This is a genomic window from Neobacillus kokaensis (assembly GCF_014656545.1).
GTDB classification, from domain to species: Bacteria; Bacillota; Bacilli; order Bacillales; family Cytobacillaceae; genus Neobacillus; species Neobacillus kokaensis.
Genome location: NZ_BNDS01000015.1, coordinates 110,868 through 123,723 on the forward strand (window position 1 = coordinate 110,868; position 12,856 = coordinate 123,723).

Genomic DNA, 12,856 nt, shown 5'->3' on the forward strand with positions numbered 1-12,856 from the left:
ATATATGACGATTTTTTACAAGAATCTCTAAAATTTCTTATCTTTTATTTTACTCAATTTGCGATGGGGATTACTAGCAATTTTCATTTATTTTTATAAGAGAAAGGGGTACAAATTTTATTTAAGACTGTTGGTGCTAAAACACCAAACGATCTAATGCATGTGATGTTCGTATCAACACTTTTTTCTAATACCCACCTCCACAACCCACGTTTGGTTATTAGATGGTTTCATTTGTTGGGAGAAAAAGAAAAAAGATGTCAGGCGCCATGTGAAGAATTCACAGGGTGCCAGACACCTTAAAGGAAAATTTTCCTTTAGTTTAATTATTAGTCACTTCAATCAAATCAGTGTAAATACTAACAAAATAAGCTTCAAGTAATTCCGCTAATTTTCCATCTAACTGGTAATATTCATTGTCCGCTGCTTCTATCACTTGGTACAATTCTTCTTCCTTCGTCTCGTCATTTTCCAAGGCTTTGAACAATCCCCATATTTTTTCTAGGTACCTTTTTTCAATTGCTGCATATTCATGTGCACCAATCTTCTCAAGAATATCCTTTAACTCAGTCAAGAAGTTTGCAATTCCTGCTTCGTTAATATAATCTGCCATCCAATTAAATAAACTTTCATGGCCGCCGCTTTCTAGCTCAGAATGGTATTGAAATACGATGTATGCTTCATGTACCAGTTTATTTTCTTTTGGAAAATCAGTCGTACAAATCACCTTAATGACAGCGTTCCAAATATCATCTTTTGTTAATAAATTATTTCTATTCATTTTATGCTTCAAGGTATATTCCTCCCTGTTGATCTGTAAAAGAACTTTTATAATTCTATAGAAGAGAACGGATTATCTATCTCATTAATCATTCTACATTCAATGATTTTTTCCCTTTTAGATAATTAAAAGGAACGTCCAAAAAAAGTGCCATGCACCTTCCAGAATGATGGTCAGTACCTGGCACATATTTCCCTAAAAGAACCTTTCTTCTACAACCGCATGACGGCTTTGATTGAAAATACTCCTTTTTATAATCCACTTTTTACGTGCAAACTCCTCGAAAAAGTCACAAAATTTATAGTTTATTGTGCGTTCCTTAAATGTGATTTAGCAAAAGCCGCCTTGCTTTTCGTATTGTCCGTTTTAATCATTTTTTCCTTACTGATTCTCTCTTTAATACTTGAAACCAAGATGGAGCTAAATAACCAAATAATCAGTCCCAAACCCATACTGATTGTCAAATTATGGGTAAGTGTTAAGAACATCCAAACACTTGCTGCACAGAAAATGCCGCCAATCATTCCATAGACGGAGCCGTTCGCAATTTTTGCCGCATTCGTTGTTCCTGAAGATATTCCTGCCATTAAAACGGCTGTAATCATGACTGCTGGAAATGCCGCGAATATTCCACCGAGGATCTCCCAAGGTGAGATCACGATGATTAAATAGCTGGCCATGACCGCAGTCCCGCCCAGTAAGAAACGAATAAATAAATCCTTTTTCATTGCTAACACCCTTTTCTTAATAATAGGTGGTTACGCCGACTACGACCATTGAGACAATAAACCAGCAGCCTAACGCCTCCAGAAGCCCTTTTTTCCATCCATGTTTTTTTAATAGAAAGCCGGCCATAATGGCCACCAGAATATTGATCCCCATTCCAATCATTGCTCCTTTTGAAAGAACGATAGATTGAGAAATAAGATCCTCACCCTTAAGATCAAGACCAGCGGTTAATAATGCCGCTAAAAATACGGCAGGAAAAGCGGCAAATATGCCTCCCGCCTTTTCACCTAAGCGTCTTGCAACGACTGTGCAAACGACGACTGCCAATCCTCCTAAAACAAATCGTATTAGTAATCCGCTAATTGAAAGGTCCGCCATCCTTATCACCTCTATCTTTTATTTTGGTTCAAATACGACATAACAAATTAATGTTTGTGAAATTTTTCACATATTTTAATGACATGTTTATTGTACTCCTTTTTTCCCGCTGCTCGTGTGAACATTTAGGTAACATTTTTAAAGCGTTATCAAAATATACGAAAAAAGGGTCAGTCCCTCAGTGCATTAAAACTTTCGTGCGCTGGGGACTGACCCTAATATTCTTTTTATCTACAGAACTTTTAACTAGTAATGACGGAACCGTCATTTTGACGAATCCAGGTCTCAAATTGCCGGATTCCTGACTTCAATTTAATGACCCTTGCTCCCGTAGGAAAGTGATCATCCCGTTTACCATCGATATAACTAATATATCTTGTAGATCGACCGTAACAAAGATGAATCCCTTTATAGACCGCACAAAAATCATTTGCATGATCATGTCCAACAAATGTGCCCATCACATCGCCCATTTCAGACATTGCAGTGAACAAGCCTGTGTTAATACTAGGACGACTAATCATTTCATATTTATTCCCACTGCACATTTGAGAATTCCATGCATCATTATATTCGGGAAGCGGGATATGAAAAAATGCTAGGGAAGGAATTGGCTGCCCGCCATTTTGAGTCGTGATTTCATGGGAATTTGACCTATACCAGTCAACCTGATTTTTATTTACTCCATCAACACCACTATCCAAAAAGTAAAGAACCGCTCCAATATTGTCTTGTTTATCCTTCACTTTCAAGATAAAATTTCCGGCTCCACTAATATTCAAGGGATCCTCTTCTGCAACGCAATATTCATGTTTTAATTGTTCCTCATGCATTTCCTTTCTCGTTACACTGCCCTCCGAATCATGATTTCCGAAAACGGCGGCCCAAGGAATCTGATTTTCTTCTGCAGCAGCTACCGCTTTCCGAAAAGACTGCAACGGGTCTTTTGCTCTTGCACTTGCAATCAGATCGCCGGCAAATACAATGAAGTCCGGATGTTCAGCCTTTATAATCTTCTCCATCGTTTCTTTCGTCTCTTGGTCAAATTTGGGAGTGTCCGGGTCCCAATCTTCTGCATCAATCATTTCAATATCAGAGAATTGCACAATTACAAACGAATCATCATCACGAAACTTCAACTGCCTCTTCAATTTATTACCGCCTTATCCAATAATTTTAAATCATAAGGTGAAGCCGCCAACAATGTCGTGAGGACTTATATTCCCCACTCTCTCCTTGCTTCTGTTATCGTTTTAACCTTTCCTTTCCCCCAGGCATAGTGCCCTTTGGCGTCCTTTCCAAACCATCTTTCATCGACAGGTTCACTTTTCAATTGATAACGGGTATCCATGCTCAATCGATAGCGGTTGGTCATGTTATTAAGTGAGCCATGCAAGAAATACATCCCAAATATAATGGCGTCCCCTGCTTTAAAGGAACTGGTTGCCCATTTTCCGCCAAATTTTTCAACGATTTCATAAGGATTATCTGATAACCATCCATGTTCAACATTATCGCGGTCCACATCCATCTTCCCATATGTTTTTTTTACATTTTCAAAATGCTGTGAACCTAGGCAAACAACAAGTGGGCCTTGCTCCAAAGGAACATCTCCTAATGGGGTCCAAACGGTATATAGATTGTCTGTACCTCGCCCCATATAGACCGTGTCATAGTGTGCCCCTGTATTTCCTCCCTTTGCGACTGCACGCGGCCATTTATAATCATAAGTAAGAGACTCGCCTCCAAGTAATCGATTAAAGAAGCTCATTACTCTATCACTTTCACTTAACTCAACAACATCCGGTAATTCCTTTCTCAACTTTGTGGAAAATCCCATGAAGGCTGCACCTTGTCCTTCTGGGCCGATGACACCGTCTTCAAGCGGGGCAGAAGAATCTAATCTCCCCATTTCTTGTAATTTCACAAGTATGTTATGGCGGGCTTCCAAAACCTTCTTACGATCATGAAAATCGCGGATAAGCAAGTATCCATCTTGTTTTAACCGTTCTCTTAATGCTTCAGTGTTATCAAGAATGTCATTTGAACTGCGTAATTCTACTAAATAATCATTATTCATCTCTAACTCATGTTTTCCCATTTGAACCTTCATTTTATCAATCCTTCCCTTCATCACTTTTCACTCTTATTTTAGAAGGCCGGATGATAAATGTATTTAGGAAAAGCCGTTAAAAATTTAATCAAAAACGTCAAATGGATTTATATACCGGTTTGCTGTAATTTTTTCCATTCAGAAGGGTTGATATTTTCACTTTTCTTAAACCAAGATGAAAAAGAGTGCAACGAGAGAAAACCAACCTCTTCGCCAATTTCTTGAAGCGATTTGTCAGAGGTTCGAATCAGCCATTTCGCTTCAGCCATTCGATATTCCTGCTGGAATTGTTTCGGTGATACACCATATTCTTCTTTAAAATACCTTCTAAAGGTTGACTCGGATAACCCAGTCCTTTCAGCAAGATCATTTATAACTATTTTTTGGTTAAGATGATTGCGTATATAGTCAGCTGCTTGTGAAACCGAGATAACTTTTCCTTCAGTGTGAGCATGCTGCAATAGATGTAAGAGTAGGATATCCAGCCAGTTTTTTATAAGAAGATCTTTTTCTTTTAATAAAGGCTGCGAAATCGTTCTTAACCAATTTTTAAATAGCGACATATACCAGTAAAGTTCATAGGATGAAAGAGTAATAATTTTAGTTTGATTTGTTATCATTAATTGTTCAAAGAATTGTGCCGTTCCTTGAGGCAATTGGTTAATCATTAAGACACCGAACCGAATAGGTGTGATTGCTTTATAACAATGGTGGATATTCTTTTGGATTAGGACAATGCTTCCCTCTTGTATCTCTTTTGAAAGATTTTCCGTATAAAACATTCCTTTGCCTTCAAAAACAGCTGAAATCTCAAAGGAATTATGCTTATGTTCAATGCTCCAGCCAGGCTCGTGATTTGCTATTGCACTGCTCGTTTGAAAATTCACCATTAGCACCTCAGTTTATAATTATATCGGCTACAGTATTAATAGATATGCAAGGTACATAAACAAACCTAGAATTTCTGCTAGTATGTTCCTCATGGTGTGCTGTACTGTCACCCATCCAACATTTAGATGAAATTCGAAACGGGCTGACCTGTAGAGGACCAGCCCTTTGTTACACCTTTACCATGGACAACCGTAATTCATTTACTGCTTATTTACTATAATAAACTTCTAAACTAGAAATATTTGGCCACCATCTAGACTCTTTTATCGCGAACCGAATGAATCGAGATTTTATGACATCGAAACGGCATATCCGCTTACGTCCTATAACCGTCCCTTTGAAAAGCAGTTTCCATTCATCTCCATCCTTATATTCGAGCTCGAAGCTTTCGACCCTTTGACCCATCCGGTGTTCACTCAACATGATATGGTCAAATGCCTTTTCCTCCTGTAAATCCACTTCGATGGTCGCTCTTTCCGTGCCTTCCTCCGGGGCCCAAAACGTGTCTTGATTCCCATCCATTATGTTGGCCGTGTCATACCCGTTTTTCGTCTCAGAAGCTTCTGCCGTTTTGTTCTTGGCCAAATTGTTGCTAAAAGTATGTCGAAGCGTGCTGCCTAGCTCACGTAAGCGCTGTACGTCGTTTTCGTGAAATAACCCACGGCGATCAGGTGGAATATTGAGCAGAAATGACGCATTCCCCCCAACCGATCCATAATAAACATGCAGTAGTTCTTCCAGCGACTTCACCTTATCATCTTCGGCAGCATGATAAAACCAACCTTGACGGATTGACGTATTTACTTCTGCCGGATACCAAACCAGGTCACTCTCGTGCTCGATAATTTTACGACTACCCAAGTCTTCGTCCTCCGAGGAGTAGCGCTTGGAAAATTCGATGTCATCTGATTGCTGGGATTTTTCCTGGATTTTTTCATTGTCCGCAAGTGATGCCGGCACAACACTCCATTCTGATTGCCGGCAGTGGCCTGCTTCATTTCCACACCATCGAATGTCCGGACCGCAAACGGAAATTACCGCGTTTGGCTGTAATTCCCGAATTAAAGCATAATAGGCATCCCAATCGTATTCCTGGCGTTTACCGTTCGGCCCTTCACCACAAGCACCGTCAAACCAAACGCAAAAGATATCACCATAATGGGTCAACAGCTCTCTGAGTTGATTTTTGAAGTAATCGTTATATGCAGGAGAATCACCATACGTTTGTTCATGCCGATCCCATGGCGATAAATAAACACCGAATTTCAAATTGGCTTTGCGGCACGCTTCAGCAACTTCTTTTACCATATCGCCTTTACCATTTTTCCATGGACTATTTTTCACCGAATGCTCCGTATATTGGCTTGGCCATAAGCAAAATCCGTCATGATGCTTACATGTCAAAATAAGTCCTTTCATACCGGCATCGAGACAGGCATTTACCCATTGCTCTGCATTGAATTCGATGGGATTAAATATCGCCGGACTTTCCTCTCCGCTTCCCCATTCTTCGTCCGTGTATGTATTCACCGTAAAATGGACAAAAGCGTAAAACTCCAATTCCTGTAAAGCAAGTTGGCGCTCTGAAGGTTGAATCTTCGCTGCATATTGAATCCGATTATTCATAACAGCATCTCCTCATTTGTCTTGATTTTCTATCTAGACCTACACAGCAAGTTTTTGTCTCAGCCATTCCAACTATTCAGTCGTTATCTGGTCGATAATTTGCTTTCATTCGGTTAGTCATCCAATTACAAACTTTCCATAAATCAGCTACAGGCTGTCCGGTGAATGGCAATGTCTGCATATATCCCGGTGGTCCAAATTCCGGACAAAACGTAAGATATTTGGCACCTTGATCTGCTTTTTGTTTAATAATTTGATTCCACCATGATTCATGTACTTTTAATTCTCTTTCATATTCCGGTGCACTTGGATCAGAAACCTGCGGTCCCTCCGCATGCCCTACACGACCATGAATATGAATAGTTCGCTCGATTGCGATTGATAGATTTTCAACTTGGTCCTGAAGCAATGATTCACAAACACAGCACCAATGACTAAAATCGGCCGTTATTTTCAAGTCTTCAAATATATTTAGTAAACTTGCAGTATGCCATGGTGTAAACATCGCTCTGCCACGATGGGTTTCGTGGGCAATTGGCACCCCAGTCTGTTTCTCAATAATAAGTGCCTTCTCAAAAAAGTTCAGCTGTTCATCAAAAGTCATAGAGTCCTTTGCGCTGTGTGAATTAATTAATAAAGGATTAAACTCTTTCGCACGATTTGTTAGTTCTGTAAAGGATTCAATGTGATCACCATAAGTATGTATTTGCGCGATGTAATCGAATTGGTGTTTCTCAAGCAGCTCTTTAAACTGACTCTCTTCTTCCTTACTTGGAAGAAGTGCTTCTATCCCATCGTAACCTGCTTTTGCAATGTCAGAAAATTGCTCTTCAAGTGTGCCCGTCATTCCCCAAAGAGCTTTAAAATATTTAATGTTCATCTTTATCCCCCTTCCCATCTCTACCTAAAAATCTATAATTGCATTTTATAGTGTAACAATTGGCGAACGAAAGACAGGAGATGGATATTTGCCGAAATACGCGGGAAACGGAACTTTCACCTGTTAAATCAGCTATCCAGTAACCCCTTATCAAGCGCCTTCAGTACTAATTGGGAAAAGAGACTATTTGACCAGGCGAACCAAGGACGTGTGAACTTAGAAGGATCATCCGCATGGAAGCCTTCGTGCATAAATCCTGTGTCCGCATCAGTCGATTCCAGCACGGCAATCATCTCCAGCATTTCCGTATCATTGTCGGCTGTCAAACCTTGCATGGACAAAGCCATATGCCATACATAATTCGGCGGTGTATGCGGGCTACCAATACCTTTTGCCACTTTCCCTTCGTAGTAGTACGGATTTTCCTTACTTAAAATGAATCGACGCGTATTTTGGTAAATTTCATTATTCACATCCGTGTATTCAAGATACGGAATCGACAGCAGACCCGGTGTACCCGCATCATCCATCAAGCACTGATTGCCAAAGCCATCTGTCTCATAGGCATAAATTTTACCAAAGGTCGGATGATGATAGATGCCATACAATTCAATGCCATGCTGAATATCGTTCTCCAGCGCAGCAGCCTCTTTGACGAACGCCATATCACGAAAGACGTAACGGGCAATCTCGCCCATCTGACGCAGCGCTACGACGGCGAACATGTTGGAAGGGATATTGTAATGGAAATCACAAGCGTCATCACTTGGTCGGAAACCTGACCAAATCATCCCCGTGTAATTGACCGGCATTCCTAAGCCGTTGTTTCGAAGTGTATCGATGTCCGGGCAGTTGTATCGCATGAAACGGTATGGTGACTGTTCAAAGTGGCGCTGCTCTGTCTTCCATAGGTCGACGATTTTGCGCATTGCTGTTTTGAAGCTGCTGTCAAAAATATCGCTTAACCCAGTCTCTTTCCAGTAAAGATAGGCAAGTCTTATCGGAAAACACAGTGAGTCCAGCTCAAATTTCCTCTCCCACACCCAAGGGGACATCTCCGTCTCGTCATTGCTGTCCCAATGCCAGTCATTTGCTGTTTCATTAAATGCATTGGCATAAGGATCGATGTTTATGTACATCATCTGGCGTTTCACTAGCCCGCTGATGATGCGCTGTAAATCCTTATCTTCTTTTAAAAACGGTATGTATTGCTCCACCTGCTCAACAGAGTCCCGAAGCCACATAGCCGGAATATCCCCCGTTATGATGAAGGTCCTACCATCATCCAGTAACTTCGTCGTCGTCTCCAATGTATTCGGGAAGCAGTTACGGAACAGCTTTTGCAATTTAGGACGGTGGCTAAGCCGTGCATCTGTCTCCTCTATTACACGAGAAATGACGTGCGGCAATTCCAGCTCCTGCATATTAATTTGAGGTAATTTATGTTGTTGCATAATTTTTTGGTTCTCCTTCCACATCTTATGTATTCATCAATGACGCTACTAGTTTAGTAAAATCACTACTCGTATTTTACTAAAAATATTGTCCGCCTGTATATAGGGTGCAATGAATATAAAACATAAATAACAAAATTAACATGGATTAAAGAGCAGAATATTCTTCGCTTCCACCCTTTAATCCTGTTAATGACTGCTTTATATAAAATTATGAATCGGACTTCATACGCCAAACGGTAAATCCGGAGCTAATGGCTTTACAATGTCCAATCGCTCGCTCTGCTGAAGCATGGTCCTTGCTCCATTCAATGAAATAGCGGAATTCGTAAAACCCGCCTAAAGTCGCTTTAAAGTTCGTTTCCCAGTAGTTGCTCATTACCCAGGCATACAGCTGGCATTCATGTTCTTCACCCTGCTGCGTATGGAGCAGTCTTTTCCCATGTTCAAGGGATCCTAATTGTACAAGTGGAGTATCTGGCGTCGCAATCATAAGGGAATGGTTTTCCCCTACCAAAGCCAAGCCCTCTTGAATGCAATAATAATCAAGTAACGTTCCAGGGAGTTGATCGACCCAAGGGCGGACAGGCGCTCCTGCTTTATCCAGCCATAATGTCTCATTATCCTTCGCACCAGATGTGAACGGTAATGAGATATATACATTTTCTGGTTCCCATACGCTGTCTTTGTGGAGGCGAACAGCTACATCCACTCTGCTGCTGTTGGTGTAAAGCTTAAGGAACAGTGAATAGTAACTCATTCCACTTACTTCAAATTGAAGCTCAACGACCCCATATAACGGACCGCTGGAGACGGCCTTTGTCTTCTTTAATCGCCCGACGGACCGCTTCACGTTTAGCCCTTTACGATTGCGCCCCATTGTACTGCGCGCAGTGAAAATACTGCTTGGATTCTTCGGATCAACGGCAGGTGTCAATTCATATACAGGGGTGAAGGCACCGTGCTTGCGATGCTGATGAATTAATTCTTCTCCTGTTTCCTTATTAATCCATGAGACAATTCCTTCTTCAGTCCAGTTAATTTTTACAAAAGGAGATTCGGCTGAATGCTCTGAAATTGTAATTAATTCTTTCTCACTACTGGAAGGATACATATCCTGAATGTCATAGATCGTATCAGCACCTACCAGTTTCAAGTTGCTCGTTGTTCTAGCTTTCGATACTTTTGTCGGCCGGATCAAATAGTGTTTCTGCTCCTCTGGCTCAAGCTCTACCTCGACGGTAACACACTGATTACCCATTTGATGCGGTACCGCTTGACCACTTTGTTCCTCAATGACCTCCAGTCCATTTTTAAAATTCTCATGTTCAAAACCGTCCCATTTTAATTCAACTAATTGCTTGGAAACACTAGGTTCTGTATTGATAACCTGATAACGGAAAGCTCGGCCGGGATGCAGAAGTGACCCACCCTTGACATTGCTCAGTTTGTCCAACGCATGATGCGCCAATCGGCTTGCATTGGCAGCGTAGGCAAGCTTACGTACTTCAAGCATTTGCACGTTCCAATCCCAAGGAGAATGAATGGACGCATGATATCCCCATGTATGTTCAGCATACATTACAAGTTGATGTTCGATTTCATCCAGCTCGCTTAAACTGATAAACTGCTGCTGCGGATCCAATCGTTTAATTTTGCGCAAGGTCCGTTGCGCATCTCTGTAAATTTGTGTTTGCATGGGTGTCGAGCATACCCCGTCTGACCACCAGTCTGGCCAATCGCCGCGATATACCGGAATTTCGGAATTCTGCTGCTCCAGATGCTGGAAAAATTCACTTAACGACGACATCTGGATTTCTACTTTATCTCCATGTTCCGCATTCCATGAATGGATCACCTTCATGATGTCCCCATTCGGAGACCCATTATCAGTCGCCAAACCTGACACCATCACTGGAACAAAATCAAAAGGATATTGCTCCTCTTCCAGCTTGCTTAAATAACGTTCCATTCTAGTTGACATTATTTCGTTATGGTTATCTACGATTGCAGGTGTATGGAATTCATCTCGAATCATGTAGCTGCCGACACCGTCAGGACAAAGCCCAAGCTCGTTCCCGAACATGTAATGCTCCCCATTCCATACAAGAAGCCTGTCACCTTCAGACGTCTCCCACCAGAACGGAATCTGCTTGCGGCCGAGCGGAAACATGCCGTGGTGTGTGTGAATACATGAGAATAAATATCTGATCCCCGCATTCACCAAGCTTTTCGCATAACCCCAGCTGTAACCGTTAATGTCAGCTGTCATCGCAGCGTCAACCGGTGAACCGATAGACTGTCCGTATTGTACTGCCTTGGAATGAATTGTACGAAGCAAATCTTCATCAGCTAGCTCTGTCATATTAAGATAGGTGCCGGATAATGCAATGTCTCCATGGCGAATAGCCTCTGCAAAATCATGCTTCTCTTCTTCAGTCGCTTCTTTTAAAAATTGCTCGACCGCCCAAAATGTCTCACACGTCCATTTAAACCCTTTCCACTCATTGCGTTTTCCCATTCGTATCTCTTTAGAAATATTCAGCGCTTGGCGGATAAAATCAACATGGTATTGCTCAATTCTCTCTTGCCTTTCTGTATACCCAATATCTGTATGTGAATGATGAATCACAAATATGCGCCATTTTCGGTTCAGTTTATTCATATGTACAACCTCCGTCAGTATTTATGTTATTGAAAAAGCTTGAAGTATGTTTCGATTTCACTTTGGGATGAAAATACAAAACTTTTCCTCTCCCAACCATTTAGATGAAACAATTTTTGATGAAGTTCAACCTTTAGCTTTGTGAATTTTTGCCCATATAGTTTGGATTCCCATATACCATCCTCTTTTTAAAAAAATAGTTTCTTAGTGTTACTGCTGTTATTATAATAAATATAGCTAGTGATAATCTTTGGCTAAACAAGACATACCTTTGTCTTATTACGCCACCGTTTATGAAAGGTAGATTTTATGTATAACATTCATGAGAGTGAAACTCGTTTAAATCAATATGCTGGTTTATTGAGAAATCAAGAAGTATCATTTAAGGTTCTACATTGGGGGATGGAAACGCACTTAACCTACAATCCGGTTCATCGACACTCTTTCTATGAAATTTGTTACGTTATGGGAGGTGAAGGGACATACTTGGATGATGGTCGTTTATATTCCCTTCAAAAAGGGACGCTTTTCTGCTCTAAGCCCATGATTACACATCAAATTAAAAGTGATGAAGGGTTGTATTTATTGTGGATTTGCTTTGAGCTGGATCAGGAAAACTCAACAACCGAATACATCGATTATTTTTTGAAATTGGTACAACAGGGATCTACCATTGTTTATAATTGTGAGAGTTCTCCTACCGTATCATTGTGGAAATCTCTTCTTATTCCTGAAAATAAACAATGGACTATTCCGTCAGATGTATTACCTTCTATTGCTCATGCCTTAGTTCTTTCTTTTATAAATGTATTTTTAGGTCGAAAAGATGTAGATCGACCGAATATCATGAAGTCAAATCCTATTGTGTCCCGGGCAAAACAGTTTATTATTGATAACCTGGAGAAACAAATTACATTAGAAATGCTGGCTAGTTATCTTAATGTTTCATCACGGCACCTTTCTCGTTTGTTTTCTGAAGACGATCATGAAAGCTTTGTGTCATTCCTTCGAAAAGAAAGAGTTAAAAGTGCCCAAAATTTATTAAAAACTACCAATCTCCCACTTAAAGTGATTGCTGAAAAAACCGGTTTTGGAAGCATTCATTATTTTACTAGAGTATTTAGCATGGAAACGGGGTCCCCTCCTGGATTATTTCGTAACAACCATTGCCGGGAGAAGTGATTAAATTCAGTTTAGTTTGCCGGATCTCAGTCTACTTTTCAATATTGAACAATCCCCAATGAATAAAAAAGAAGAGTAAATGCATGCGCAATTTACTCTTCTTCATTATTCGTTTATAAATTGACACCATCTATGTGCACTTCATATGCTTTTCCAC

At 40.6% G+C, this 12,856-nt stretch carries 11 protein-coding genes; 1 reads left to right on the forward strand and 10 read right to left on the reverse strand.

Features of this window, described 5'->3' with window-relative positions; all coding sequences use genetic code 11:
- Window positions 1-322: 322 nt before the first annotated feature.
- From IE222_RS16800 to IE222_RS16845, 10 genes are all read right to left on the reverse strand, one after another.
- Window positions 323-793: a DMP19 family protein gene (locus tag IE222_RS16800; RefSeq protein WP_191274749.1), complete on the reverse strand. Its 471-nt coding sequence runs from the start codon at window positions 791-793 to the stop codon at window positions 323-325.
- A gap of 293 nt (window positions 794-1,086) precedes the next feature.
- A complete protein-coding gene (locus IE222_RS16805) occupies window positions 1,087-1,509 on the reverse strand; it encodes a DUF3147 family protein (RefSeq protein WP_191274750.1) in 423 nt (140 codons plus the stop codon).
- Between the two features lie 16 nt (window positions 1,510-1,525).
- Complete coding sequence (locus IE222_RS16810) at window positions 1,526-1,888, reverse strand: DUF3147 family protein (RefSeq protein WP_191274751.1); 363 nt, start codon at window positions 1,886-1,888, stop codon at window positions 1,526-1,528.
- Window positions 1,889-2,130: 242 nt separating this feature from the next.
- Complete coding sequence (locus IE222_RS16815; protein ID WP_191274752.1) at window positions 2,131-3,039, reverse strand: metallophosphoesterase family protein; 909 nt, start codon at window positions 3,037-3,039, stop codon at window positions 2,131-2,133.
- Window positions 3,040-3,104: 65 nt separating this feature from the next.
- Window positions 3,105-4,022 carry a phytanoyl-CoA dioxygenase family protein gene (locus IE222_RS16820; RefSeq protein ID WP_223282760.1) on the reverse strand — a complete coding sequence of 306 codons (918 nt, stop codon included), beginning with the start codon at window positions 4,020-4,022 and terminating at the stop codon, window positions 3,105-3,107.
- 86 nt (window positions 4,023-4,108) lie between these two features.
- Entirely contained in the window at window positions 4,109-4,891 is a 783-nt protein-coding gene (locus IE222_RS16825; protein ID WP_223282761.1) for a helix-turn-helix domain-containing protein, read from the reverse strand.
- A 208-nt stretch (window positions 4,892-5,099) separates the two neighbouring features.
- The gene (locus IE222_RS16830; protein ID WP_191274754.1) at window positions 5,100-6,518 is read right to left on the reverse strand and encodes an alpha-L-fucosidase; all 1,419 of its coding nucleotides are present in this window, start codon (window positions 6,516-6,518) and stop codon (window positions 5,100-5,102) included.
- Window positions 6,519-6,594: 76 nt separating this feature from the next.
- Entirely contained in the window at window positions 6,595-7,398 is an 804-nt protein-coding gene (locus IE222_RS16835) for a sugar phosphate isomerase/epimerase family protein (RefSeq protein WP_191274755.1), read from the reverse strand.
- Between the two features lie 128 nt (window positions 7,399-7,526).
- Window positions 7,527-8,852 (reverse strand): glycoside hydrolase family 125 protein, encoded by a 1,326-nt coding sequence (locus tag IE222_RS16840; RefSeq protein WP_191274756.1) that lies wholly within the window; start codon window positions 8,850-8,852, stop codon window positions 7,527-7,529.
- Window positions 8,853-9,063: 211 nt separating this feature from the next.
- Entirely contained in the window at window positions 9,064-11,517 is a 2,454-nt protein-coding gene (locus IE222_RS16845; RefSeq protein WP_191274757.1) for a glycoside hydrolase family 38 N-terminal domain-containing protein, read from the reverse strand.
- Between the two features lie 309 nt (window positions 11,518-11,826).
- Between IE222_RS16845 and IE222_RS16850 the strand changes: the two genes are divergently transcribed.
- On the forward strand, window positions 11,827-12,699 hold the full coding sequence (locus IE222_RS16850) for an AraC family transcriptional regulator (protein ID WP_191274759.1): 873 nt from the start codon (window positions 11,827-11,829) through the stop codon (window positions 12,697-12,699).
- Window positions 12,700-12,856 lie beyond the last annotated feature (157 nt).